Annotated in this window: 25 protein-coding genes; 22 read left to right on the top strand and 3 right to left on the bottom strand. The window is 51.8% G+C overall.

Annotated elements, in window-relative coordinates; genetic code table 11:
- Window positions 1-89: 89 nt before the first annotated feature.
- A complete protein-coding gene (locus LKE53_06900) occupies window positions 90-1079 on the bottom strand; it encodes a sensor histidine kinase (GenBank protein ID MCH3972468.1) in 990 nt (329 codons plus the stop codon).
- Window positions 1076-1750, bottom strand: coding sequence for a response regulator transcription factor (locus LKE53_06895; GenBank protein ID MCH3972467.1), 675 nt, complete (start codon window positions 1748-1750; stop codon window positions 1076-1078). Before LKE53_06895 ends, LKE53_06900 begins: the two co-directional genes overlap by 4 nt.
- A 171-nt stretch (window positions 1751-1921) precedes the next feature.
- On the opposite strand from LKE53_06895, the gene proC reads away from it, so the two are divergent.
- From proC to LKE53_06825, 14 genes are all read left to right on the top strand, one after another.
- Window positions 1922-2713: a pyrroline-5-carboxylate reductase gene (gene proC, locus LKE53_06890; protein ID MCH3972466.1), complete on the top strand. Its 792-nt coding sequence runs from the start codon at window positions 1922-1924 to the stop codon at window positions 2711-2713.
- A gap of 816 nt (window positions 2714-3529) precedes the next feature.
- Window positions 3530-4696 (top strand): phosphopentomutase, encoded by a 1167-nt coding sequence (locus tag LKE53_06885; GenBank protein MCH3972465.1) that lies wholly within the window; start codon window positions 3530-3532, stop codon window positions 4694-4696.
- 130 nt (window positions 4697-4826) lie between these two features.
- On the top strand, window positions 4827-5906 hold the full coding sequence (locus tag LKE53_06880; GenBank protein ID MCH3972464.1) for a BMP family ABC transporter substrate-binding protein: 1080 nt from the start codon (window positions 4827-4829) through the stop codon (window positions 5904-5906).
- Between the two features lie 148 nt (window positions 5907-6054).
- Window positions 6055-7560, top strand: coding sequence for an ABC transporter ATP-binding protein (locus LKE53_06875; GenBank protein ID MCH3972463.1), 1506 nt, complete (start codon window positions 6055-6057; stop codon window positions 7558-7560).
- Window positions 7553-8680: an ABC transporter permease gene (locus LKE53_06870; GenBank protein MCH3972462.1), complete on the top strand. Its 1128-nt coding sequence runs from the start codon at window positions 7553-7555 to the stop codon at window positions 8678-8680. Before LKE53_06875 ends, LKE53_06870 begins: the two co-directional genes overlap by 8 nt.
- On the top strand, window positions 8670-9590 hold the full coding sequence (locus LKE53_06865) for an ABC transporter permease (GenBank protein MCH3972461.1): 921 nt from the start codon (window positions 8670-8672) through the stop codon (window positions 9588-9590). The genes LKE53_06870 and LKE53_06865 overlap by 11 nt, the downstream gene beginning before the upstream one ends.
- A 78-nt stretch (window positions 9591-9668) precedes the next feature.
- Complete coding sequence (gene deoC / locus LKE53_06860; GenBank protein MCH3972460.1) at window positions 9669-10331, top strand: deoxyribose-phosphate aldolase; 663 nt, start codon at window positions 9669-9671, stop codon at window positions 10329-10331.
- 17 nt (window positions 10332-10348) lie between these two features.
- Complete coding sequence (locus tag LKE53_06855) at window positions 10349-11674, top strand: pyrimidine-nucleoside phosphorylase (GenBank protein MCH3972459.1); 1326 nt, start codon at window positions 10349-10351, stop codon at window positions 11672-11674.
- Between the two features lie 211 nt (window positions 11675-11885).
- Entirely contained in the window at window positions 11886-13403 is a 1518-nt protein-coding gene (locus LKE53_06850) for a DEAD/DEAH box helicase (GenBank protein MCH3972458.1), read from the top strand.
- A gap of 61 nt (window positions 13404-13464) precedes the next feature.
- On the top strand, window positions 13465-14412 hold the full coding sequence (locus LKE53_06845; GenBank protein MCH3972457.1) for an alpha/beta hydrolase: 948 nt from the start codon (window positions 13465-13467) through the stop codon (window positions 14410-14412).
- 72 nt (window positions 14413-14484) lie between these two features.
- Window positions 14485-15744, top strand: a complete 1260-nt coding sequence (locus tag LKE53_06840; protein ID MCH3972456.1) for a hypothetical protein — start codon at window positions 14485-14487, stop codon at window positions 15742-15744.
- A gap of 21 nt (window positions 15745-15765) precedes the next feature.
- On the top strand, window positions 15766-16425 hold the full coding sequence (locus LKE53_06835) for a DUF6320 domain-containing protein (GenBank protein MCH3972455.1): 660 nt from the start codon (window positions 15766-15768) through the stop codon (window positions 16423-16425).
- Window positions 16426-16446: 21 nt separating this feature from the next.
- On the top strand, window positions 16447-17211 hold the full coding sequence (locus LKE53_06830) for a threonine/serine exporter family protein (GenBank protein MCH3972454.1): 765 nt from the start codon (window positions 16447-16449) through the stop codon (window positions 17209-17211).
- Window positions 17212-17214: 3 nt separating this feature from the next.
- Window positions 17215-17700, top strand: a complete 486-nt coding sequence (locus LKE53_06825) for a threonine/serine exporter family protein (GenBank protein ID MCH3972453.1) — start codon at window positions 17215-17217, stop codon at window positions 17698-17700.
- Between the two features lie 165 nt (window positions 17701-17865).
- Here LKE53_06825 and pap read toward each other — a convergent pair whose 3' ends face one another.
- A complete protein-coding gene (gene pap / locus LKE53_06820; protein MCH3972452.1) occupies window positions 17866-19380 on the bottom strand; it encodes a polyphosphate:AMP phosphotransferase in 1515 nt (504 codons plus the stop codon).
- Window positions 19381-19636: 256 nt separating this feature from the next.
- On the opposite strand from pap, the gene ruvC reads away from it, so the two are divergent.
- The 8 genes from ruvC (at window position 19637) to LKE53_06780 (ending at window position 26847) form a co-directional block, all read left to right on the top strand.
- On the top strand, window positions 19637-20146 hold the full coding sequence (ruvC, locus tag LKE53_06815; GenBank protein ID MCH3972451.1) for a crossover junction endodeoxyribonuclease RuvC: 510 nt from the start codon (window positions 19637-19639) through the stop codon (window positions 20144-20146).
- A gap of 12 nt (window positions 20147-20158) precedes the next feature.
- Entirely contained in the window at window positions 20159-20761 is a 603-nt protein-coding gene (gene ruvA / locus LKE53_06810; protein MCH3972450.1) for a Holliday junction branch migration protein RuvA, read from the top strand.
- Between the two features lie 98 nt (window positions 20762-20859).
- Window positions 20860-21882 (top strand): Holliday junction branch migration DNA helicase RuvB, encoded by a 1023-nt coding sequence (gene ruvB, locus LKE53_06805; GenBank protein ID MCH3972449.1) that lies wholly within the window; start codon window positions 20860-20862, stop codon window positions 21880-21882.
- A 71-nt stretch (window positions 21883-21953) separates the two neighbouring features.
- Window positions 21954-23303, top strand: coding sequence for a phosphoglucosamine mutase (glmM, locus tag LKE53_06800; protein ID MCH3972448.1), 1350 nt, complete (start codon window positions 21954-21956; stop codon window positions 23301-23303).
- Window positions 23304-23348: 45 nt separating this feature from the next.
- Complete coding sequence (locus LKE53_06795; protein MCH3972447.1) at window positions 23349-24209, top strand: class I SAM-dependent methyltransferase; 861 nt, start codon at window positions 23349-23351, stop codon at window positions 24207-24209.
- 90 nt (window positions 24210-24299) lie between these two features.
- Window positions 24300-25172: an energy-coupling factor transporter ATPase gene (locus tag LKE53_06790; GenBank protein ID MCH3972446.1), complete on the top strand. Its 873-nt coding sequence runs from the start codon at window positions 24300-24302 to the stop codon at window positions 25170-25172.
- Window positions 25169-26035, top strand: coding sequence for an energy-coupling factor transporter ATPase (locus LKE53_06785; GenBank protein MCH3972445.1), 867 nt, complete (start codon window positions 25169-25171; stop codon window positions 26033-26035). The genes LKE53_06790 and LKE53_06785 overlap by 4 nt, the downstream gene beginning before the upstream one ends.
- Window positions 26032-26847: an energy-coupling factor transporter transmembrane protein EcfT gene (locus tag LKE53_06780; GenBank protein MCH3972444.1), complete on the top strand. Its 816-nt coding sequence runs from the start codon at window positions 26032-26034 to the stop codon at window positions 26845-26847. The genes LKE53_06785 and LKE53_06780 overlap by 4 nt, the downstream gene beginning before the upstream one ends.
- The last annotated feature ends 30 nt before the right edge of the window (window positions 26848-26877 follow it).

Below are 26877 nucleotides of genomic sequence, written 5' to 3'. Positions count from 1 at the left end.
ATAGAGGAAGAAACGCGGCGCTGCCATAGAAGCAGCTTACAAAATGCGCCTCAACCTTACAGGTGTGTAAGATTGGGGCACAAACCGTGTCATTCCATTTTGATTTTGCTGTACTGCAGACCGATTCTTACAGCGGTGCCTTTGCCTGCTTCCGATGAAATGGAAAAAGTGTGCGAAAGCTTTTTCAAAATTCTGCGGCACAGGTACAGCCCGATGCCGGTCGATTTTTTATCCATACGGCCATTGTAGCCGGTAAAGCCCTTTTGTCCGATACGCGGCAGGTCTTCCGGCGCAATACCGATGCCAGTGTCGGCAATCACCAGTGTTTCCGGTTCTTCTAGATAGATAGAAACACTGCCGCTGGGCGTGTACTTCAGCGCATTAGAAAGTACTTGCTCAATCACGAAAGAGAGCCACTTTTCGTCGGTCAGCACCGTACAGGAAATCGGCTGGTAATGCAGAGCAACTTTTTTGCGGATAAACAGCGGCGCATATTTATGGATCACTCCCCGCACAATGGCGTCTAAGGAACACATTTTTATCACAAAGTCACTGCCGCTTTCATTCAGCCGTACATAAGAGAGCACCATATTCACGTATTCTTCAATGTGAAATAGGCAGTCGCACAGGGCGTCGTGGTCTGGTCCCTGGTCAGACTGCAAAAGAATGCGCATGGCCGCAATCGGGGTCTTGATCTGGTGTGCCCACAGGGTATAGTAATCGGTCATTTCACAGTGGCTGCGGTCATATTCTGTGGTCAGGTCTGCCGTATAGGAAAATAGGGCCTGCAGCAGTTCCTGGTAGTCTTTTTCCACCAGCGTGCGCGGCTGCGGCAGAATATCCAGACCAAACATAATCTGTTTCTGCAGCTTTTGCAGCCAGAAATGCTTTTTGCGAAAGTTCAAAAAATCGAGCAGACCAATCACAGCCCCGCAGCAGACAGACAGCGCTGCCGCATAGCCCACTGCTGTAAACGGCAGGTCGTACAGCGAAAAAATCATTAGAAAAATAAGCGCAGAGGCGCCGATAAATAAAAGAGACTTGTGGTGCATTTGCAGATAAGAAAAAAAGAGTTTCATGCTTTCACCATATAGCCGAGCCCTTTCTTTGTCACAATGAAATCGGAAAGTCCCAGTTCCTCCAACTTGCGCCGCAGACGGTTGATGTTGACCGTCAGGGTGTTTTCATCCACATAGCTGTCGGTTTCCCACAGGCGAGTCATCAGGTCCTCACGCCGCACGACATGGCCCTTGTTTTCCATCAGTGCCTGTAGAATTTTCAGCTCATTTTTGCTCAGCGAGAGCTTTTGGTCCGAAAAAGAAAAGGTCGCGTCCGAGAGGTTTAAAATAGCGCCCGCATGTTCAATTAAATTTGCCGGTGCGCCAAAGTCATAGGTGCGCCGCAGCACCGCTTGTATTTTTGCTGTCAATACATTGATATCAAAGGGCTTAGCTATAAAATCATCGCCGCCCATGTTCATCGCCATGACGATATTCATATTGTCAGATGCTGAAGAGAGAAAGATAATCGGCACTTTAGAAATGCGGCGGATCTCTTCGCACCAATGGTAGCCATTAAAAAAGGGAAGAGTAATGTCCATTAAAACAAGCTGAGGGTCCTCTTTGGCAAATGTTTCGGTTACATGCTGAAAGTCCTTAATCAAAACGGCCTGCAGTCCCCATGCGGCGAGATGCTTGGCGATCGCGCTGGCAATAATGCTGTCGTCCTCTACAATCAAAATTTTATACAAACGCTTTTTCCCTCCTCTTTGTGCGGCCCGCAGATTTTTATTTCTATTATACCATAGATCAGCTGGAAATTCAGAAAGAGAATCTGTTGCAAGGAAAGCCTTGCTCTTTTGCAAAAATCCTTTTACAATAGAAACAGTCATGAATTAAAAAATGAAAAGGAGCCATCCGTTATGAAAATTGGATTTATCGGCTGTGGCAATATGGCAAAAGCCATGATTGCTGGTATTTTAAAGAACGGCCTTTGCAAACCGGTGGAGATTACCGCCTCTGCCCGCACAGCGGAAACACTGGAAAAGGCAAAAGCGCAGTACGGCATTTCCACGACACAGAATAATCAGGCAGTAGCAGAAGCCTCTGATGTTTTGGTCTTGGCGGTAAAACCGCAGTTCTATGAAACTGTGATTGCCCAAATCCGCGGCAGCATTTCCAACCAGTTGATTATCACCATTGCACCGGGCAAAACACTTGCATGGCTTGGCGAGCAGTTTGGCGGCCAGGTGCCGATTATCCGCACTATGCCAAATACACCGGCCATGGTGGGCGAGGGGATTACAGCGGTGTGCCCCAACGAAGAAATAACTCCTGCACTTTTGGAGCGTGCACTGCGGGTGCTGCGCAGTTTTGGCAAAGCCGAAGTCGTTCCCGAAAACTTGATGGATGCGGTTACCGCGGTCAGCGGCAGTTCCCCAGCGTATGTCTTTCTGTTTATTGAGGCCATGGCGGACGCGGCAGTTGCCGACGGCATGCCGCGCAAACAGGCATATACCTTTGCTGCGCAGTCGGTGCTTGGCAGCGCCAAAATGGTACTGGAAACCGGCAAGCACCCAGGCGAGCTGAAAGATATGGTTTGCTCTCCGGCAGGCACAACCATAGCGGCTGTGCGCGTATTGGAGGAAAAGGGCCTGCGCGGCTGTGTCATGGACGCTATGAAAGCCTGCAGCGATAAATCCAAAGGAATGTAAAACAACACGTCAGATAATCATTCAGTATATTCTGCAGAAAATAAAAGCAGCGGAAGCGTATTTTTCCATACGGTTTCGCCGCTTTTTTGCGGATAAAAATTCCACTTCATGAAAAATGTATGAGTGCCTTTATGCGGCAAAGGGTATCAGAGAGGGGGACTTTGCGCGTTACCTGCTGTCAAAATCACCTGTTTTGATACTGCTTTTTTGTACCGCAAGTTGTCTGACCACTTGTGCAGTCTGCTCCCTGCCTGCGCAGGGAGCAGAAAAGCTGTCTTTTGCTCGATTTTCTCATGCTTCTCTTTAGGTATCGGCACCCGAAAAAATGGAAATGCGCGGCGGCGTTTTTACACAAGAATCAACAGGGGAAATGAAAAAACACGAATGGCACCGCACGTGAAACAAGAGAATGTACGGAGCAAATTTGTGTGCAATACACAAGAAACCGAAATAAAATCACACTGCAATGCATCACTTTAACGAATAAGCTTGCTAAAGAGATAGTGAAATAAAGCAAAAACGGGACAGCAGCACAAAAGAAGAAAAAACGCCTTAAAATGAGTTTTACGAATAAAACAAAAAAATTTTTGGTAATTTATTTATATAGATGTTCCTATGTACCACATTCTTTTCCAAATAAACTGGAATGCGACTTTTTACGTTCTTTTTTTCATATTTGGGATAGCAATATCACAAAGATTGTATTATAATATGGACGGTAGTTATTTAATATTTACACAATTAGATAGCGTCTATTTTTGTGCAGGCTCGCTTGATGCGGTTCCTGCAGATTTTTTGGGAGGCGTCAATACAGCTTTGAAGAGAATCTTTTTAATTGTACTTGACAGCGTAGGCATCGGCGAGGCGCCGGACGCTGCAGATTACGGCGACGCGGGCAGCAATACGCTGGCAGCAGCGTCCTCCAGCCCATGTTTTGCCATGCCGAATATGCAGGAACTTGGCCTTTTCAATATAGATGGTGTTTCCTGCCGCCCAGCTGTAGAGCATCCGGCGGGCGCTTTTGCGCGCATGACAGAGGTTTCCAAAGGAAAAGACACCACTACCGGCCACTGGGAAATTGCCGGCATTAACTCAAAAACACCAATGCCGACTTACCCCAACGGTTTTCCGCAGGACCTGCTGCAGGAATTCAGCCGGCGCACCGGCCGCGGGGTCTTGTGCAACAAGCCCTATTCTGGTACGGAAGTTATCAAGGAGTACGGCAGAGAGCAGCAGAAAACAGGCGCGCTGATTGTCTATACTTCTGCCGACAGCGTGTTTCAGATTGCAGCGCATGAAGAGACCATTCCGGTAGAGGAACTGTATAAAGACTGTCAAATTGCCCGTGAACTGCTCACCGGGGAAAACAGCGTCGGCCGGGTTATTGCACGGCCGTATGTTGGCACATGGCCCAATTACACGCGCACAACCCGCCGCCATGACTTTTCGCTGCAGCCCACCGCGGTGACCATGCTTGACCAGCTTTCAGAATCCGGCAAAGATGTGATTGCCGTAGGTAAAATCAACGATATTTTCGCGGGGCGCGGCGTCACAGAGTTTACCCGCACGACGGGCAACGACGAGGGTATTCAAAAGACGATTGCGTTGACCGAGCGCGATTTTAACGGCCTGTGCTTTGTTAATTTGGTGGATTTTGATATGCTGTACGGACACCGCAATGATGTAGAGGGCTATGCCCGCGCGCTGACCACAGTAGATAAAGCTCTGCCTGCTCTTTTGGAGCACCTTGGTCCTGAGGACTTGATGATGTTTACTGCAGATCACGGCTGCGACCCCAGCACCCCCAGCACGGACCATTCCCGTGAGTACACGCCGTGGGTCATTGCCGGGCCGGGCGTTAAAGCCGGCACCAATCTTGGCACTCTGCCGACTTTTGCCGATATCGGCGCTACTATTTTGGACGCATTCGATGTTCCGCAGAAAATCACGGGTACTTCCCGTCTGCATCAGATTCTGCGCTGAGCCTTCGGTATGTATTTTATTTTGCTACGAAATCTGCGTCCTCTGCCGCCTGCACGGTGTGCGGGAATGGGATTTTGAATCATTTTAGGGATCTGTTTTTAGAAACAGGAGGATTATCGAAATGAAAAAGATGAAGAAACTGCTGGCCGCCGTTTTGGCCGGCGCAATCGCTGTGTCAGCGACCGCCTGCGGCGGTGCTGCAAGCAGTTCCGGAAGCACCTCTGGCACCAGCGCAGCGGGCAGTGCTGCTTCTGCCAGCGGCCAGGGCTACAAAATCCGCATGGTAACCGATACCGGCGGAGTCAACGACCAGTCTTTCAACCAGTCATCTTGGGAGGGACTGCAGAACCTGAAGAAAGCAACCGGCGCGGATGTCAACTATATGGAATCCAAGCAGGAAAGCGACTATGCAACCAACTTGGACAAGGCTGCAGATGACGATGCAAAGCTTATCTGGGGCGTCGGCTTTGCCATGGCAAAGGCAATCGGCACAGCTGCAAAGGCAAACCCCGATATCAACTATGCTATCGTCGACAATGGCTACGATGCTTCTTCCATGCCGAAGAACGTAACCGGCGTGATGTTCCGCGCACAGGAGCCTTCCTTTATTGTCGGCTACATCGCGGGCAAAACAACAAAGACTGGCAAAGTCGGTTTTGTCGGCGGCATTAGCAGCAACATCATTGACCAGTTTGAGTATGGCTACAAAGCCGGTGTCGCATACGCTGCAAAAGAACTGAAAAAGACCATTACAGTCAATGCACAGTATGCAGAGAGCTTCTCGGATTCTTCCAAGGGCAAGGCAATCGCAAACAGCATGTACTCCAGTGGCTGCGACATTGTGTTCCATGCAGCCGGCGGTGTCGGTGTTGGTGTCATCAGCGCAGCAAAAGACAGCGGCAAGTACGCTATCGGTGTTGACCGCGACCAGGCTTACCTTGCACCGAGCAATGTGCTGACCTCTGCACTGAAGCTGGTGCACTCTGCAGTTGAGGATGTCTCTAAAAAATCGATGAACGGCGAAAAAATCGGTGCAAAGACCTATACCTACGGCTTGACAGAAGATGCAGTCGGTATTCCTACGGAGCACAAGCTGATGGGCGACGCCACTTACAATGCAGCTATGAAGGTAGAAGCGGACATTAAGAGCGGCAAGATCGTGCCGCCGGCGACTAAGGATGAATTTACCAAGTACCAGAAGACTCTGTAAAGTAAAAGGACTTGCAGGGTAGGGGAGCTTCCTGATGAGTTCCTCAAGAGCGAGGCGTCCTTTTCGGGCGCCCCGCTTTTTTCAGAATTTTTACGATACCACGCGGAGGTAAGTCAAAATGGAGGTCAGCAGCGAGTATGCAGTGCAGATGCACGGCATAACGAAATTTTTCGGTACCTTCTGTGCACTGGACCATGTAGACCTAAATGTAAAAAAAGGTACGATCCATTCCCTGCTGGGTGAAAACGGCGCAGGCAAAAGCACACTGATGAATGTGCTTTATGGGCTGTACCAAGCAGATGAAGGGGAAATTTACTTAAACGGAAAAAAAGCAAATATCTCCAGCCCAAATGTCGCAATCGCCCACGGCATTGGCATGGTGCATCAGCATTTCATGCTGGTAGACAACTTCACAGTTACGCAAAACATTATTTTGGGCAACGAAACCACCAGCCACTTTGGTGTGCTGAATATGAAAAAAGCCCGCGGGCAAGTGGAAGAACTGGTTAAAAAGTATGGGTTGGAAGTGGACCCGGACGCCAAAATTCAGGACATTTCCGTTGGCATGCAGCAGCGCGTTGAAATCTTAAAGGCGCTTTACCGCGGCGCTGACCTGCTGATTTTGGATGAACCCACGGCAGTGCTTACCCCGCAGGAAATTGATGACCTGATTCATATTCTGCATAACCTGATTGATGACGGCAAGACCATTATTATTATCACCCATAAGCTGAAAGAGATTAAGGCGAGCTCCAGCATGTGCACCATTATCCGCCGCGGCAAGTATGTAGATACGGTTCCGGTTGCAGATGTAGGTGAAGAAGAGCTTGCTTCCAAGATGGTTGGCCACACGGTGCAGCTGGTAGTGCAAAAAACGCCTGCAAAGCCTGGCAAGACCGTTTTTGAAATCGACCACTTAAACGTCAAGGATGACCGCGGTGTGCCGGCAGTGCGAGACCTTTCGCTGAAAGTGCGCGCGGGCGAGATTGTCGGGTTAGCGGGCATTGACGGCAACGGCCAGAAAGAGCTGATCGATGCCGTTACGAATTTGTGCAAAACCGAAAGCGGCACCATCAAGATGAATGGGGAAGAGATACAGAATACTTCCCCGCGCAATGTCGTGGACCACAAAATCGCTACCATTCATGAGGACCGCCAGCGCCGCGGTCTGGTTATGGACTTTACCGTTGCGGAAAACATGATACTGGAGAAAAAGTATCACGAAGAGCCTTTTTGTAAAAAAGGAATGCTCGACCGCGGCGAGATTCAGTCTTTTGCTAATCAACTCATCAAAGACTATGATATCCGCCCCGATAACTGTGCAGGGGAGCCGGCGCGCGGCCTTTCCGGCGGCAACCAGCAAAAAGTTATCATCGCACGCGAGGTGGCAAATGAGCCCAGCCTGCTCATTGCGGTGCAGCCGACCCGCGGGCTGGATGTCGGCGCGATTGAGTATGTTCATAAAACGCTGATTCGCGAGCGCGACCGTGGCCGTGCCATTTTGCTGGTATCTTTGGAACTGGACGAAATCATGAGCGTTTCCGACACCATTGATGTCCTTTATAAAGGACAAATCGCCGGTACCTTTAAGCAGGGCGAAGTGGGCGAGAAAACGATCGGCTTGCTGATGGCGGGAGGTACACAGAATGGATAAAACGGTAAAGATTCTGAAAAAACCGATTACCTCCACAATTATCGCGATTCTCTGCGGCTTTGCGGTTGCGGCAATCGTACTGGGGGTAACAGGGTACAACCCGGGGGCGGCGTTTGGTGCGCTGTTTAGCGGCATTTTCGGCAGACCAAAATACATATCCAATGTTATCATCAAGGCAACTCCCCTTATTTTAACAGCCCTGAGCGTGGCCTTTGCCTACAAGGTCGGCTTATTTAACATCGGCTCTGAGGGACAGTATATTGTCGGTGCTTTGGCGGCCAATATGGTTGGCTACCTGTGCAATTTTCCGCCGATTTTGGAAATCCCGTTGGTTATCGTGGTCGGCATGGCGGCCGGTGCGCTGTGGGGCGGCATTGTCGGCCTGCTGAAAGCAAAATTCGGTATACACGAAGTGCTGACTAGTATTATGTTTAACTGGATTGCTCTGTACCTTTCCAACCTTGTGGTGCAGTCCTCCACGTTTCATCAGCCCAATACCACAGCGACCTATCCGGTTAATCCCAGCAGTTACACCATGCTGCTGCCAAACTGGAAAACCAGCGATGCGGGCATTGCAGCCCTTAGCAGGAATAAACTGCTCAAAGAAGTCCTGCTGAAAACTGATGTAAATTTCGGCTTTTTGGTGGCGATTGCCGCGGCCATTTTTGTGTGGTTCCTGCTGTACCGCTCTTCACAGGGCTATGAGCTGCGCGCGGTGGGTTTAAACCGAGATGCGGCCGAATTTTCAGGCATTTCAGTCAACAAAAATGTGATTCTGACCATGCTGATTGCCGGCGCGCTTTCCGGTTTGGCGGCGGCTCTGACGATTACCGGCACCAACCCACACCGCATTTCTATTTTGTCCGCCTTTGAAAACAACGGATTTAACGGCCTGTCGGTTGCCTTTATTGCCGGCAGTTCCCCAATCGGCTGCATTTTTGCGGGCCTGCTCTTTGGCGGCCTGCTGTATGGTGGGCAGTCGATTCAGGCGAATATCGGTGCCCCCAGCGAAATTATTAATATCATGATCGGCACGATCGTGTTCTTTGTTGCTCTGACCAAAGTGGTGCCGGCGCTGGCAACAAAGCTGGAGAAGAGAGGGATGCGCCATGCTAAATAATATTTCTTTACTGATAGGCATTACCCTGATGTACTCTGCACCGTTAATTTTCGGTGCGCTGGCGGGCGTTATCTCTGAGCGCTCCGGCGTTGTCAACCTGGGTATTGAGGGCATGATGACCATTGGCGCATTTGTCGGTGCAGCCGTCGGCTACTTTAGCGGAAATGCCTGGATTGGCTTTTTGGCGGCGGGTCTTGCCGGCGGTGCTTTTGCGCTGCTGCACGCGGTTGCTTCTGTCACCTTTAAAGCAGACCAAACAATCTCGGGCATTGCACTGAACTTGATTGGTCCCGGTCTGGCACTGTTCCTGTGCCGCCTGTGTTTTTCCGGCGCGACTATGAGCCAGCCGGTGCCGCACAAGCTGCCAAAGATTTTGGGCGGTGCGCAGAAAAACACAGTGGCACAGAACTTGAATCTAGACAGCACGGTCGTTTTGGCATTCATTGCCATGCTCGTGATGTGGTTTGTGCTGTACCGCACCAAGTGGGGGCTGCGCATCCGCTCTGTCGGTGAGCACCCCGCGGCGGCTGATACCATGGGCATCAGCGTAGACCGCACGCGCTACATCTGCGTCATCATTTCCGGTATGTTGGCGGGTTTGGGCGGTGCGTCTATGACACTGGCCGTCATTCAGCAGTTTACCCCGACTGCCATCAGCGGCCACGGCTTTATTGCGTTGGCTGCCGTGATTTTCGGCAAATGGACACCGCAAGGTGCTTATGGTGCCTGCCTGTTGTTTGGCTTTGCAGAGGCGCTTTCTGTGTTTCTCGGCCTTAAAAATGTGCCGATTCCCACAGAGGTGCTGGCAATGCTGCCGTACATTTTAAGCATTGTCGTACTGATTTTGTTTGTCGGCCGCTCTGTTGCACCAAAAGCGGACGGCATGCCCTACGAAAAAGGCACCCGCTAAAAATAAAAATCGGGGCGGTTTCCCTTACGGCCGCTCCGTTTTTGCTTTTCATGAAAAAAGCAGAAAGGAAATAGAAAAATGGATACACAGAAAATTTTAAGCATGGTTGACCATACCCTGCTCAAACAAGATGCGACTTGGGCGCAGATTCAGGAAATCTGCGACGACGCCATTCATTACCACACGGCTTCCGTTTGTATTCCGGCAAGCTTTGTAAAGAAGGCAAAGGAATATGTTGGCAACCGCATGGCGGTCTGCACGGTCATCGGTTTTCCAAACGGATACTCTACCACCGCGGCAAAGGTTTTTGAAACCAAAGATGCTTTGGCAAACGGTGCCGATGAAATCGATATGGTTATCAATATTGGCTGGGTAAAAGACAAACAGTATGACAAGGTGCTTTCGGAAATTCGCAGCATGAAAGAAGCCTGCGGCAGCCATATTCTCAAAGTAATCGTGGAGACCTGCCTGCTGACCGAAGAGGAAAAAATCAAGATGTGCGAAATTGTCACCGAATCCGGTGCCGATTTTATCAAGACTTCTACCGGCTTCTCCACAGGTGGCGCTACCTTTGCCGATGTTGCGCTGTTTAAAAAGCATGTTGGCCCGCAGGTGCGTATTAAGGCGGCCGGCGGCATTGCTTCCCTTGCAGATGCAGAAAAATTCATCGAGCTGGGCGCCAGCCGTTTGGGCACCAGCCGAATCGTAAAGATTCTGAAAAAGCAGGAAGCGCACGGCTGAGCAGGGAGGAATTCTGTATGCGCATGTATGATATTATCGCCAAAAAGCGCGATGGCGGCACGCTGACGCAGGAAGAAATTCAGTATTTTATTACAGGCTGCGTAAAAGGAGAAATACCGGATTATCAGACGAGTGCGCTTTTAATGGCCATTTATCTGCGCGGCATGACTGCACACGAGACCGCACAGCTGACCCTTGCCATGGCACACTCCGGCGATATGGTGGATTTGTCGGCGATAGACGGCGTGAAAGTGGATAAACACTCGACCGGCGGCGTAGGCGACAAGACAACACTGATTGTCGCGCCGGTCGTTGCTTCTTTGGGCGTGCGCGTCGCAAAAATGAGCGGGCGCGGCTTGGGACATACCGGTGGTACGATTGATAAACTGGAGTCTATTCCGGGCCTGTCTACCGAAATTGACCAAAAGCGCTTCTTTGAAATTGTGCAGAAAGTTGGCTGCTGCGTGGTAGGACAGACTGGTAATCTGGTCCCCGCCGATAAAAAGCTGTATGCCCTGCGGGACGTAACCGCAACGGTCAGCTCAATTCCGCTGATTGCCTCAAGTATAATGAGTAAGAAAATTGCCGCAGGTGCAGACCGTATCCTACTTGACGTGAAGACCGGCAGCGGGGCCTTCATGAAAACAGAGGCTGATTCTGTAAAACTTGCACAAGCTATGGTCGAAATCGGCGAGCACGTTGGTCGCAAGACGGTCGCGCTGATTACGGATATGGACCGCCCGCTGGGCCGGTGCATCGGAAATGCGCTGGAAATCAAGGAAGTCTGTCAAACCCTGCACGGGAAAGGCCCCGATGACCTGACAAAAGTCTGTTGTGAGCTGGCGGCAAATATGCTGTTCCTTGCAGGTAAGGGCGAACTTTCCGTATGCCGGCAGATGGCACAGCGGCAAATGCAAAACGGCGAGGGCTTTGCAAAATTTGAGGAAATGGCCGCGGCGCAGGGAGGCGACATTTCGGTACTGGAAAATCCCGACCGTTTTCCAAAGGCGGGGGCGGCGTATCCGGTTACGGCGGATAAAGATGGCTGGATTACCCGTATGGATACCGAAAAATGTGGCATTGCTGCTGTCGAGCTTGGGGCCGGCCGTGAAAAGAAAGGCGAGTCCATCGATCACAGTGCAGGTATTTTCCTACACAAAAAGACCGGCAGCCAAATCTGTCGCGGCGAAACTGTGGCTGAGCTGTACGCTGCAGATGAAGCAAAGTGCCGTGCGGCAGAAATCCTGTTGCGCAGTGCATTTACCATTGGCGAAAAGGCACCGGACGCAGTGCCGCTAATTCATGCGCGAGTCAGCGCACAGGGCATTGAGACCTTGTCCTGAAAAAGAAATTTTGTATAGGCGCTGCAGGGGCAGAAAAGCTTCTGCGGCGCTTTTTGCGTCAGATTCCGTTTGTCTTGTACAGAAAAGCATGGTATAATCTATTCAACTAATATGAAAACTGTAAAAAGACAGGGTGTTTCTTTTTGCTTTTTCGCAGAAGCTTTCACGGTCGCTTTTTCGGCGGCTTTATTATTGATGAAAAGAGAGTAATATGGATTTTCAATCATTGCAACTGATTCCTGCTATTCAGAAGAACTTAAAACATGCCGGCTATACAGAACCGACGCCGATTCAGCAGCAGGCCATTCCCTATGTGCTGCAGGGGCGCGATTTATTTGGCTGTGCCCAGACCGGAACCGGAAAGACCGCGGCCTTTGCGCTGCCAATTTTGCAGATGCTTGCACAAAAACCGGCCAGCCCCAAAACCATTCGGGCGCTGGTTTTAACCCCTACCCGGGAACTTGCCATTCAGAATTACGATAATTTCCGTATGTACGGAAAAGGACTGCCGCTGAACTGCTGCGTCGTTTACGGCGGTGTCAGCCAAAACAGCCAGGTTGCGCAGCTGAAGCGCGGCGCGGAAATTTTGGTTGCAACACCAGGCCGCTTAAATGACCTGATCGGCCAAGGCTATATTGATCTGTCTCATTTGGAGATTTTTGTGCTGGATGAAGCGGACCGTATGCTCGATATGGGCTTTATTCACGATGTGCGCCGGGTTATTGCACAGCTGCCATCTAAGCGGCAGAATCTGATGTTCAGCGCGACCCTGCCGAATGAAATTCGCTCTTTGGTCAGAAGCATTTTGCAGGACCCGGTGAAAGTCAGCGTAACGCCCCCCGCGACCACGGCCGAGGCGGTCGACCAAAAAGTATGCTATGTCGATAAAAACAACAAAGGCCGCCTGCTTATTTGGGCACTGAAAGACCCGCGCATTTCTTCGGCATTGGTATTTACCCGTACGAAGCACGGCGCAGACCGTGTGGTGCGCGACTTGACCCGCGCAGGTGTTGCTGCAGCCGCAATACACGGCAATAAAAGCCAGAATGCCCGCCAGGCGGCACTTACAAAATTCAAATGCCGGCAGATACGCGTTTTGGTGGCAACGGATATCGCTGCGCGCGGTATTGATATTCCGGATATTTCCCATGTCATCAATTTTGATATTCCCGAAGTACCCGAAACGTATGTGCACCGTATCGGCCGTACTGCCCGTGCTGGGCAGAGCGGCACCGCTATTTCTTTTTGCAGCATTAACGAAAAAGCGGATTTTGTGCATATCGAAAAACTGATTAAACAGACAGTGCCAGAAATCAAAGAGCACCCGTATCCGATGCAGGACCTGGTGCCTATGACAAAAGAAGAGCGCCAGCAAAAGCAGGACGAGCGCCGCAAAGCTGCTCAAAACGCCAGAAAACGCCGTACGGAAAAGCAGGGTGCGCCTGCTGCACAAAAGCATGCGCAAAAGCACACCGGCCAGCGCCCGGCAAAAGCAAAACAGCAGGCAAGGCCGAAGCAGCAGACGAAAGCAAACCACAAGGCGCCACTGCCTAAATCTGTCGCCGCGGCTAGCGCGGCGTTGTCGAAAAAGCCGCAGCATACACCCAAGCAGGGTGTCCCCGCACCGAAAGATGAGGCCCACCGTCAGGTGCGCCGTGATCTGATGAAATATCTGCCAAAACCTTTGCGCAGCCGCCCGGCTGACCAGCCGCTGAAACATCACCTGTAATAGTGTTTATATAAGCAAGTCAATATAGGAAATTCTTACCCCTGCAAAAGGAGGCAGCCTTATGGCAATTTCTAAGCCCATGCGCTTTGCAATCACAGCGCTGACCAGGAATGCCAGTAAAGTCAATATTAAAAAAGGGTACAAACTGGCCCGCAGCTTTTCACGGGCGACACATCCGCAGCTGCTCAAACCTTTATATAAACCATGGGATAACCAGATCTTCTGCGGTGACCACCGGGTGCCCGTGCGCATTTTTACGCCAGACGGCGAAAAAAGAAGGCCGGAAGACCTGCTGCTGTTTATCCACGGCGGCGGCTGGGTCATGGGCGATATCGATTCTTACAGTGATGTCTGTATCCTTATGGCGCGGCAGACCGGCTGCCGGGTTGTCAGCGTTGACTATCGTTTGGCGCCGGAGCATCCTTTTCCGGCGGGGCTGAAAGACTGCCTTGCGGCAGAGCAGAGTGTCTTTTTGTATGCGGATAAGTTTGGGGTTGACCCCGGCCGCATTACACTGATCGGCGACTCGGCAGGGGGGAATTTGGCGGCGGCGCTGTCGCTGCTTCTGCGTGACCGAGGCAAAACAGTGCCGGCACGGCAGATCCTTTTGTACCCCAGCACCAATTATGACCACGACCCAAAAACTTCGCCGTATGCCTCTATTCGTACCAACGGATGGGACAATATGCTGACCTCTCAGCGGGTGGAAGATTATGTTGATTTATACAAAAGCAGTGACAAAGACCTGCACAATCCCTATTTTGCGCCACTGACAGCAAAAGACTTTTCACATCAGCCCAAAACGCTGCTTCTGTCGGCACAATATGACCCGCTGCGGGACGAAGGGGAGGCCTATGGCCACTGCCTAGAAAATGCCGGCAACTGGGTGCGCATTCGCCGCCTGCCAGACTGCCTGCATGGGTTTCTTTCTCTGCCGGGGCTGCCGGCCTCAGTGCGTGCAGCTTATCAAAATATCAATGCTTTCTTAGATGATACAGAAAAAGAGTGACCAGCTTGTGCGTGTTTTGGCGCAGAGTTTGCTTTATAGAAAAGTTGTAAAACGGGAGAGGGAGGGAAAAACTTGAGTCATCCGCAGTTTCAGTGGGCGCGGCTGGATACCGCCGCGAAGATTTTTCCCTGTACCAGCAGCACTAAGGACCCCAAAGTGTTTCGTTTTGTTTGCGAGCTGAAAGAACCAATCGTGCCGCAGGCACTGCAGCAGGCGCTCGACCAGACGATTGAGCTTTTTCCCGGCTTTCAGACGATTCTGAAGCGTGGCATGTTTTGGTATTATCTGGAGCAGACAAATATGAGACCCACTGCGCACGAAGAGTGCCGGCCGCCATGCTCTGTTTTGTACGACCGCGATGTGCACACCCTGCTGTTTGATGTAACATACTATGGCTGCCGTGTGAATTTAGAGGTTTTCCATGCAATTTCAGACGGTACCGGCTCTATGCATTTTTTGCGGGTATTGATTTTTCGCTATTTGCAGCTTGTGCATCCTAAAGAGCTGGGCTCTCTGCCAGAGCTGGATTATGACGCAAGCGAGACCCAAAGCATGGACGACAGTTTTGAGCGCTATGCGAACCGCCAGAAAAAGCCGAAAACAGAGGCGGTACACCGTGCAGCGCATTTGCACGGCAACAAACGGACAGAGGGTTTAAATGTTGTGGTGGGTACAGCGCCGGTAAATGACTTGCTTGCATACAGCCACCGCTGCGGTGCAAGCATGACAATGGTTTTGTGTGCGCTGATTATGCAGGCAATCCGCAGCCAGATGAGCGTGAATGAAACAAAAAAGCCGGTTGTATTGGCAGTGCCGGTCAACCTGCGCAATCATTTTCGCTCGGCCTCGGCCCGCAACTTTTTCAGTGTTATGGATGTAAGCTACAATTTTTCAAAACGAAACGGCAGCATGGAAGATATCCTGCAGGAATTGGAGCGGCAGTTTCAGCGCGGCCTTTCCCCCGAAGAACTGCAGTATCGTGTCAATCAGTATATTGGGCTTATCAAAAATCCGTTTTCTCGGATTACCCCGCTTTCCTGCAAGGATTTTGCCATGCGGCTGGGGTACTATTCTGCCAGCCAAAAAGAAACCAGCGCGGTTTCCAATGTCGGTGTGGTACATATGCCGGCGGCACTTGCGCCGTATATCCGTCAGTTTGCGGTATTTGTCAGTACCGAAAAGCTGCAGATGTGCAGTCTTTCCTATGAAAACAGAATTACGCTGAGCTTTTCCTCTGCTTTTGCAAATACAGATGTACAGCGCTGTTTCTTTCGCTCCCTTATTAAAGAGGGTATTCCGGTGGAGATAGATACAAATCTGTGCGACGAGTGATGCTGTGGAGAGGTGACCTGTATGAAATACTGTGAAAAATGCGGAATCAGCGTGCGCGGTGAGCGGGAGCATTGTCCGCTGTGCAATGCAGTGCTGCATGGAGAAGCGGAGCCGGGCGGCTTTCCAAAGCTGCCAAATGTACGCCGGGAACATCGGCTGTGGTTGTCTATCTTGGCACTTTCCAGTGTGGCGGCGTGCATTGTGTGTTTGCTGCTGAATTTTTTGTTTCGCAGCCGCGGTCTGTGGAGCCTGTTTGTCTTGGGCGGGGTAGCGTGTATGTGGATGACTTTAGGCCTTGCTTTGTATAAAGAGCGCAATATCCCAAAGACCATGGTGTGGGAAGTCTTTTTGATAGCGGTTCTCTGTGTCTTATGGGACTATTTTACCGGTTGGCGCGGGTGGAGCATCAACTATGTGCTGCCGATTGTCAGTATGGGTGTCATGGTGGTTCTGGTATTTACATGTCGTCTGTTTCATGTGGCAGCAGGCAGCCTGATTGTGTACTTAATGGTCGATGCACTAATGGGCGTGGTACAGCTGGTGCTGCTTTTGACAGGCTGCATTACGGTACCGCTGCCCAGTCTTTTGTGTGTTGGGGTCAGCGCGGTCATGCTTGCGGCCATGCTGATTTTTCGAGGTAAAAAGGTCAGCGAAGAGCTTAGCAGGCGCTTTCACGTGTAAAACTGGCCGGAGGATAGAGCAATGGACTATAACGAATTGGTTTCTGTATGTTTGGAAATCGGCCGGCTGCTGGTAAAAAACGGTGCGGAAATTTACCGTGCTGAGGAATCCATGCACCGGCTTTTCGCTGCCTATGGGGTTGAGGAAAGCCATATTTTTGCATTGACGACCTGCATCAATGTCAGCATCTGTCAGCCGGACGGCGTGCCCATCACGCGCATCTGCCGTGTAGAGGGGCGCTGCATTGACCTTGGCAAAATTGACCGCATCAATGATTTGTGTCGGCGGGCCTGCCGCAGTGCGCCGCCACTGGATGACCTACAGCAAAAAGTTATGGCAATCGACCGTGCTCCCGGCAGCCCGCGCAGCCTGCAGGCAGTTGGTTTTGCGGGCGTTGCCTTTGCTTTTACGCTGTTTTTCGGCGGCACTGCGGCAGATGCGGCAGTGGGTGCGCTGACAGGTCTGCTAGTTTACTGGCTGCAGAGCGTTTTTGTAAAATACCGTGCCAATTCTTTTTTCTCCACAATTTTAGAGAGCGCAGGCATTGGTGTCATCTGCCTTGGTGCGGCGCACTTTTTTCCGAATCTCAGCGCAGACCGCATGATTATCGGCAGCGTAATGAATCTGGTGCCCGGTATTGCAATTACCAGCTTTATGCGTGATATTCTTTCGGCAGATTACCTTTCGGGAATGCTGCGCTTTGTAGAAAGTCTGTTGGTTGCCATGGCTATTGCACTGGGCGTTGGTGCTATTATGGTCCTTTCCAAAGCACTGTGGGGGGTATAACAAATGCAGTTCTTCTTTCCGTGCTTTTACAGCTTTGTCGCCTGCGTAGCCTACTGCATGTGCGTAAATCTGAAAGGCTGGCGCATGGTGTGGGCTTCTCTGGGCGGTGCAATCGGCTGGGGTGTCTACCTGCTGTTTGGTTTTTTGCATCACGATCTGTTTCAGTACATGATGGCGTCTGTTGCGGTTTCGGCATACTCGGAAGTGATGGCGCGGCTCAATAAAACGCCGGTTACAGGCTTTTTGCTAGTCTCTATGCTGCCGATGGTGCCGGGCGGCGGCATTTACAATACCATGCAGTATGCAGTTTCCGGCAATAACAGCATGTTTTTGAGCACGGGCCTGCACACGTTCGGTATTGCAGGTGCCATTGCGCTGGGGGTTCTGTTGGTTTCCTCTACGGTGCGTCTGTACACAAATATTCAGCAGCAGAAAAAAGCAGAGCGTGCCCACAGCTCTGTGCAGCTGCCGCCCCCGGACGGCCGGTGACTTTTAAGTATTCCGCCTCCATTTGGCGGCTGAGAAAATACATTACCATAAACAACCGGCAGAAAATATAAATTCATTTTTACAGCTTTGCCGTAAATGCTCATCATAAAAAAGGAAGCCCTCTGCAACTTGTCATTGCAGGGGGCTTCTGTGCAGAAAAAGTGCTTAGTGCTGACGCTTTTTGTTTCCGTTCAGGCGATCTTCGATGGACTGATTGATGATTTTCAGCGCTTTAATGCGTGCATACTTTTTATCGTTCGATTCCACAATGTGCCATGGAGCAAAGTCGGTAGAAGTATACTGCATCATTTCATTGACCGCGGTTTCATACTGCGGCCATTTTTCACGGTTTCGCCAATCCTCGTCGGTGATTTTCCATTGCTTAGAGGGGGTATTCTTGCGCTCTTCAAAACGCCGCAGCTGCTCGTCCGCGTCAATTTGCAGCCAGAATTTGATAACGACTGCTCCCCAGTCGTACAGTTGCCGCTCAAACTCATTGATTTCGCGATAGGCGCGCTGCCAGTCTTCTGCGGAGCAGAAGCCCTCAATGCGTTCTACCATGACGCGGCCGTACCAGGAGCGGTCAAAAATGGCAATGTGGCCGTCGCGGGGCAGCTTGCGCCAGAAGCGCCATAAATAATGGCGGTTCTTTTCTTCGCGGCTTGGGGCGGCGATGGGCACCACTTCATAGCCGCGGGGGTCCAGTGCCTCGGAAACGCGTTTAATATTGCCGCCTTTGCCGGCTGCGTCCCAGCCCTCGTACACAATAATGACGGGCATTTTTTTGCGGTAGATTTTATTGTGCAGCTCAGAAAGGCAAGCCTGCTCTTTTTTCAGCTGTTTCTTATACTTTTCTTTTTCCAGTGATTTGGAAAGATCAATTTCTGAAAGCTGCGGCATCTGTACAAAATGGTACTGCCCAGGCTGAATAATACTGGAAGCGAGCTGCGGAGCAGCGGCCTTTTCCTCCCGCAGCTTTAAGGCGGTATGTACCGCATCGTTGACAGTACGGAAGACTTCCAGCGTACGCACCTCGTCATTCATACCGGAAATTACGTGCCAGGGCGCGTAGGGAGTGTTGGTATATTCCAGCATTTGGTCAAAAACATCGCAGTATTTGTCGTACTGCCGGCAGCGGCGCCAGTCGTTTGCAGTTACGCGCCACTCGGTATTTTTGTCGCTGTCCAATTTTTCAAGACGCGCTTTTTGTTCTTTCTGTGTAATATGCAGAAAGAATTTGATAATCAAGTAGCCGTTGTCGGTAAGCCCGCGCTCAAAGCTGTTGATTTCGTTCATACGGCGCAGGTTGGTGAGGTCGTCAATCTCATCTTCCAGCCGCAGAATGCTGACTTCCTGGTACCAGGAGCGGTCCATAATCGACATCTGCCCCGCTTCCGGCAGAGTGAGCCAGTGGCGCCACATGGTGGGTTCGCGGCGCTCCAGGTCGGTGGGCGGCTGTGTGTTTACCACGGTGAACCAGCGCGGGTCAAAATTTAGAATCAGGCGGGAAATAACACTGCCCTTTCCGGCGCCGCCCCAGCCCTCGAATAAGATAATGACCGGCAGGCCGGAAACCTTCATGGGGCCGTCAAGGCTTGCCAAGGATTCCTGCAGCGGCTTGATTTGCTTTTTATAGTTTTCTTTTGAAATTGTCTTTTTTAGGTCAACTTTTTCCAGCATTGAGGGAGCCTCCTGTTCATTCGCAGCGGGCGCAAAAAGATAGCCCGGCAGTCGTATGGCGGCCACGTTGGCCAGCCTGTTTCAAACTTGGTATAAGTATACACGAAATGCGAAATTTTAGCAAGAATTTTAGAAAATTTAACGGAAGCTCACCAAGCCCTCTCTGCAGTCTCTAGGTTTTGCTTTTGCATTAAAATGTGGTATAATGGCATGTAACTGAATTCTGCGAAATTGGCAGAAGAAGGGGGTATCTGCTGTGATTGTACTGGGAATAGACCCTGGTTATGCCATTGTTGGCTGGGGGGTGCTACGCACCACTGCAGGGCGCTATATCCCTTTGGCTTCCGGTGCAGTCATGACACCAGCGGGTGCACCATTTGGGCTGCGTCTGCAGCAGATCTATGAGGAATTGGGCGCAGTCTTGGCAAAGTGGAAACCGCAGGCCGCGGCGATTGAAAAGCTCTATTTTTCCAATAATAAAACCACTGGCATCGGTGTAGCAGAGGCGCGCGGCGTGATCTTGCTTGTTTGTCAGCAGGCGGGCTGTCCTGTGTATGAGTATACCCCTATGCAGATTAAGCAGGCGGTCACGGGGTACGGCAAGGCAAAAAAGCCGCAGGTCATGGAGATGACACGGCGCCTGCTGTGCCTGAAAGAGGTTCCAAAGCCAGATGACACGGCCGATGCGCTTGCCATGGCCATTACCCACGGGCAGGCCAGCGTCAGCGCCATGCGGCGCAGGACTCTGGAAAAATTCCGCCAGTAGAGGAGCAGTGGAATGTTTTACAGCTTAAAAGGTATTTTAACACATATAGAGCCGAATGTCGCGGTAGTGGAGTGCGGCGGCGTGGGCTTTTTGTGCCGCACAACGATGAATACACAAAAAGTGCTGCCGCCTTTGGGGCAGGAGACTAAGCTGTACACGCATTTAAATGTACGCGAAGATGCACTGGAGCTGTTTGGTTTTGCCACCCAGGCAGAACTGAACTGCTTTAAGATGCTGACCAATATCAGCGGCGTCGGGCCAAAGGCGGGGCTTTCGATCCTTTCCGTACTGACCCCCGAGCAGGTAGCTGCCGCGGCCGCGACCGGCGACAGCAAAGCCTTTACCCGTGCCAGCGGTGTTGGACCGAAGCTTGGCCAGCGCATTGTACTGGAAATGAAAGATAAAGTTAAATCCATGCAGGCGGCGGACCCGGGCTTTCTGCAGAGCACGGGCGTTCCCTCAGCTGCGGGCAATGCCGAGGCCGCAGTCAATGCGCTGACGGTGCTGGGCTATTCTGTCAGCGAAGCGTCCGGTGCGGTCGCGAAGCTCGACAGCAGCCTGCCAGTAGAGGAACTGATTCGGCAGGCGCTGAAAAGCTTTGGCAGCATGCGCTGAAAAAACATTCTGTATAAGATTATTTTCAGCAATATAAAATAGGAAAGGGAGGCAGGCAGTTGGAGTACAAAGAGGAAGATTTTGACCTGGAAAACCGCATGGTTGCACCGGAATATGCACCCGAAGACGAAGAAACAGAAAATCCGCTGCGCCCCCGTCACCTGAAAGACTATATTGGGCAGGAAAAAGTGAAAGCTAACCTCGCAGTATTTATCGAGGCGGCCCGCCAGCGCAAAGAAACACTGGATCATGTGCTTCTTTATGGCCCGCCGGGCCTTGGCAAAACCACGCTTGCCGGCATTATTGCAAATGAACTCGGGGTCAATCTGCGTGTAACCTCTGGCCCGGCCATTGAGCGCCCGGGCGACCTTGCCGCCGTCTTGACAAACCTGAACCCCGGCGATGTGCTATTTATCGATGAAGTGCACCGGCTGCCGCGCACGGTAGAGGAAATTCTGTACCCGGCTATGGAAGATTTTGCAATCGACATTATTACCGGCAAAGGACAGATGGCGGCAAGTTATCATCTGCCGCTGCCAAAATTCACATTGGTTGGCGCTACCACCCGTGCGGGGCAGCTTTCCGCGCCGCTGCGGGACCGCTTTGGCGTGGTGCTGCGGCTGGAAATGTATACACCGCAGGAACTTGCGCGGATTGTTACCCGCTCTGCACAGATTTTAAATATACCGATTGATGCCGACGGCGCTTTGGAAATTGCGTCCCGCAGCCGTGGCACACCGCGTATTGCCAACCGAATGCTCAAGCGTGTGCGCGATTTTGCACAGGTCTCTACAGAAGACGGTATTATCAACTACAATACCGCCAAACTGGGGCTTGACCGCATGGAGGTCGATGAACTTGGGCTAGACGCCAACGACCGCCGCCTGCTGACCACGATGATCCGCTACTACAATGGCGGGCCGGTCGGCTTGGACACACTTGCCGCTGCCATTGGCGAAGAGGCGGTTACTCTGGAGGACGTTTATGAGCCATACTTAATGCAGATTGGCTTTTTGGCCCGCACCCCACGCGGGCGCGTTGCCACTAAGGCGGCTTACCAGCACTTGGGCCTGAAACCGCCGGAAAGCAAGGATTCACCGGAACAGCAGCGCTTGTATTAGCTTTTCCGATTATATAATAGAATCTTTATACAGAAAATAATGAAACTTTTTTAACGGGAGTGTAAAACGCAATGGGAAGACTTTTTGGTACAGATGGTGTCCGCGGAATTGCAAACAGCGAGCTTACCTGTGAATTGGCACTGCAGATCGGCCGCGCGGCCGCAACCGTGCTGACAGATTCCGAAAACCGCCACCCGCGCATTCTCATCGGCAAGGATACCCGCATCTCTTCCGATATGCTGGAGGCAGCCATTACCGCCGGCCTGTGCAGTGTTGGGGCCGACGTTGTGCAGCTGGGGGTCATCCCGACCCCGGCTGTGGCCTTTTTGGTTGGCCAGTATAAAGCAGACGCGGGAGTTATGCTGACCGCAAGCCATAACCCCTGCCAGTTTAATGGTATTAAAATCTTTTCAGGTGACGGCTACAAGCTGCCAGATGCACTGGAGGATCGCATTGAGTCGATTATCTTTTCTAATTCCGACGAAGTGCCTACCCCGGTGGGCGGCGATATCGGTACAGTTACCGCGGCCCCAAACGCTGTAGAAGATTATGTTAATCATATTGCCGAAACCGTGCCGATTTCGCTCAGCGGCATGCGCATAGGCATTGACTGCGCTAACGGTGCGGCTTCCCGCACAGCGGAAAAGCTGTTTACCAAATTAGGTGCGGAGTGCCACATGATTTCTGACCAGCCGAACGGCGTCAATGTCAATGATCACTGCGGCTCTACTCACATGGAGAGCCTGATGGCTTTTGTACGCGAAGCTGGGTTGGACGCCGGCGTGGCATTTGACGGCGACGCGGACCGCTGCCTTGCTGTGGATGACAAGGGCAACTTGGTTGATGGTGACTTTGTTATGGCCATTTGTGCAGCAGACATGAAGTCTCGCGGACGTTTGGCGAAAAATACCGCCGTCGGCACCATTATGACCAACATGGGCTTCAGCCGCTTCTGTGAAGAAAACGGCATGCACTTTGAGGCCACCAAGGTCGGCGACCGCTATGTGCTGGAAAAAATGCAGCAGGAAGGCTACAACTTTGGCGGCGAGCAGAGTGGCCACGTTATCTTTTTGGACTATGCCACGACCGGCGATGGGGAACTGACTGCCGCGCAGCTGCTGGCGATTGTCAAGCGCCGCCAGGCAAAGCTCAGTTCTTTGGCAACGCTGATGAGCCGCTTCCCACAGGTGCTGATCAATGTGGAAGTCGGGCCAGAGGGCAAAGAGCGCTTTACAGAGGACGAGGCGGTTGCCGCCGCGGTGGACAAAGTGCGCACAGAGCTTGGCAGTAATGGCCGCATTATTGTGCGTCCCTCTGGCACAGAGCCGCTCTTGCGCGTCATGGTAGAGGGACAGGACAAAAAGCAGATTCGTGTACTGGCAGAGTCTGTTGCCGATGTCCTGCGCGACCATCTGGCATAAATCAATTCTGTAGAATCTTTTAAAGAAGAATGAGGGAGATACCGTATGCGCACTGCAGAGTGGCAGGACTATGAACTTTTGGATACTTCCCGCGGCGAGCGGCTGGAGCGCTGGGGCAGCGTGCTGCTGATTCGCCCGGACCCGCAGATTATTTGGGATACGCCGCGAAAAGATCCCCGCTGGAAACAGGCGGATGCACGCTATATCCGTTCCTCTTCCGGCGGTGGCCATTGGCAGATGCTCAAACAAGTGCCACCGGAGTGGGAAATTCACTGGTCTGGCATGACCTTTCGGCTAAAGACAATGGGTTTTAAGCACACCGGCCTTTTCCCAGAGCAGGCGGTCAACTGGAACTATGCTATGCAGCAGATACAGCACGCGGGCAGACCTATTCAGGTTTTAAATCTTTTCGGCTATACCGGTGCAGCGACGCTGGCCTGTCTAAAGGCAGGCGCCTCTGTCTGCCATGTAGATGCAAGCAAGGGCATGGTGCAGTGGGCAAAGGAAAATGCACAGGCAAGTTCCCTTGCAGACCGGCCGGTTCGCTGGTTGGTAGATGACTGCACCAAATTTGTGCAGCGCGAGCACCGCCGCGGCCACCACTACGATGCCATTATTATGGACCCGCCCTCTTATGGGCGCGGGCCGGGCGGTGAGGTTTGGAAGCTGGAAGAGCAGCTTTACAGCCTTATCAGTATGTGCATTCCTATTCTTAGTGAAAAACCGCTGTTTTTCCTGCTGAATTCCTACACAACAGGGCTTTCCCCGGCAGTGATGCAGTACCTTTTGGGTGTTATGTTGCAGCCACGCTTTGGCGGAAGCGTGCAGGCAGATGAAATTGGCCTGCGCGTCAGCGATACGGGCTTTACGCTGCCCTGCGGCAGTACGGCAATCGCACAGTTTTAGGCTATTTCGTTTCATTCTATTTTTATTCCGTCCCTTAGGGGAAACGTGCGCTCAGGCTTTTGGGCCGAGCGACACATGAAGGAGCCAGCCATGGAATTTATCAAAACAGAAGATTTGCATTTTACCTATGATGAGCCGGACCCTGAGCAGCCGGACAAACCACTGCACGACGTGCTCAGCGGAATCACCCTCTCGATTGACCGCGGCGAGTTTGTGGCACTTTTGGGGCACAATGGTTCCGGCAAATCTACGATGGCTAAAATGTTTAATGCAATGCTGATTCCCACTGCCGGCAAAGTGTATGTCGATGGTATGGATACGGCGGACGAAGACAAGACCCTCGATATTCGTCGCCAGGTGGGCATGGTGCAGCAAAACCCCGACAACCAGCTGGTTGCCTCCGTTGTAGAGGAAGACGTAGCTTTTGGTCCGGAAAACCTGGGCGTAGAGCCTCTGGAAATCCGCCGCCGCGTTGATGAGGCCCTAAAAACTGTAGAAATGTATGAGTACCGTACCAGCGCACCTTACAAACTTTCCGGCGGGCAAAAGCAGCGCGTTGCCATTGCGGGCATTTTAGCCATGCGGACCGCCTGCATTGTACTGGACGAGCCGACTGCCATGCTTGACCCGCGCGGCCGCGCCGAGGTTATGCGTACCATAAAGCAGCTGAACCGAGAAAAGGGAATTACCATTATTTTAATCACCCATTATATGGATGAAGCTGTGCAGGCGGGCCGAGTCGTTGTAATGGACAATGGCAGAATCCTGACCCAGGGGACCCCGCGAGAGGTCTTTTCGCAGGTGGAATTGCTGAAAACCCATAAGCTTGATGTTCCGCAGGCTACAGAATTGGCCTTTCGCCTGCGTGGGGCGGGTTGCCCGCTGCCAGAATGCGTTTTGAGCATTGACGAGTGCGTTTCTGCACTGGAGCCGCTGCTTGCCGGAAAGGGGGAAGCACAATGACACCTTTGCTGGAGGCACAGGATCTGTGCTACACGTACAGCGTGGGAACGCCCTTTGAAAAAAAGGCAGTACAGAATGTCAATTTTCAAATTGGCCAGGGCGAGTTTATCGGCGTTATCGGCCATACCGGCTCTGGCAAAAGCACGCTGATTCAGATGATGAACGGCTTGATTCGCCCCACCAGCGGCCGGGTGCTGCTTTCGGGTAAAGATATTTGGGCAGAGCCGAAAAAAATACGCGCTGTGCGCTTTCGGGTAGGCATGGTCTTTCAGTACCCGGAGGACCAGTTGTTTGAAGAAACAGTTTTAAAAGACATTGAATTCGGCCCGCGCAATATGGGCCTTACAGAAGATGAAATCGTACAGCGCGCGCACAAAGCGGCGCAGTTTGTTGGCCTGCGGGACGAGCTGCTGGAAAAGAGCCCATTTGAGCTTTCCGGCGGAGAAAAACGCCGGGTTGCGATTGCGGGCGTCATTGCCATGGACCCGGATGTGCTGATTTTGGACGAACCGACCGCTGGTCTGGACCCTGCCGGGCGCGATGTGCTTTTAAGCGAAATTGTCGACTATCACAAAGAGCGTGGCAATACAGTCATGCTGGTTTCTCACAGCATGGAGGATGTGGCGCGCGTGGCTGACCGCGTGCTGGTAATGAATGCCTCTCACCTGCAGATGCTCGACACGACACAGAAGGTCTTTTCGCACGATGCAGAGCTGGAGAAAATCGGTCTGCAGGTGCCGCAGATTACAAAAATCATGTCAATTTTAAAAAATGACGGCTACCCTGTCAAGACCTGCCTGACCATGGAGGAAGCCGTGCGGCAGCTTTTGCCGCTGGTGCAGAAAGGGGGCGCGGCCCAATGACCAGAGATGTTACCCTGGGCCAGTTTTTCCCCGGCAAATCACTGATTCACCGGCTGGACCCGCGCGTAAAACTCGTTCTGACCATTGCCTTTATTGTCTATATTTTTGTCGCGCAGAATTTTGTCGGTCTGGCGCTTTTGGTTGTGGCCACGTTTGCGCTGATGGCAGTTTCCGGTGTGCCGGTAAAGCTTTATTTTAAAAGTATCAAAGGCATTTTATTTATTGTCATTTTTACGGCGGTATTAAACCTGTTTTACGGTACCGGGCCGGTGCTGGTACAGTTTGGCTTCATGCAGATTACAGCAAACGGTATAAAGAATGCAGTCTTTATTTCGGTACGCATTATCAGTTTGATTCTGTTTAGCTCGATTCTTACATTTACAACCTCACCGACCGAGCTGACAGATGCGCTTGAGCGCCTTTTGTCGCCACTGAAAGTGCTGCATGTCAAGGTACATGAGATTTCTATGATGATGACGATTGCCCTGCGCTTTGTGCCGACTCTGCTGGACGAAACCGACCGTATCATGTCGGCCCAAAAAGCGCGCGGTGCCGATATGGAGTCCGGTGGGCTGATGCAGCGCATTAAGGCGCTGATTCCGGTTTTAATTCCGCTGTTTGTTTCGTCTTTCCGGCGCGCCTATGACCTGGCTATGGCAATGGAGTGCCGTTGCTACCACGGTGGTGAGGGCAGGACCAAAATGAAAATTCTGCACCTGCAGAAAACCGACTTTGCGGCGCTGGCCTTTGGGGCGGTGCTGCTGGCGGCGGTCATTGTACTGAATGTCATGGTGCCGGCTTCAATCAGCTGAAACGGAAACAGATTTTGATAGAAAGGAAGC

This window comes from Oscillospiraceae bacterium (genome assembly GCA_022483045.1).
In the GTDB taxonomy this organism is placed as follows: Bacteria; Bacillota; Clostridia; order Oscillospirales; family Acutalibacteraceae; genus Caproicibacterium.
The sequence above is the reverse complement of the archived record's forward strand: the minus strand, read 5'-3'. Positions and strand labels throughout refer to the sequence as shown.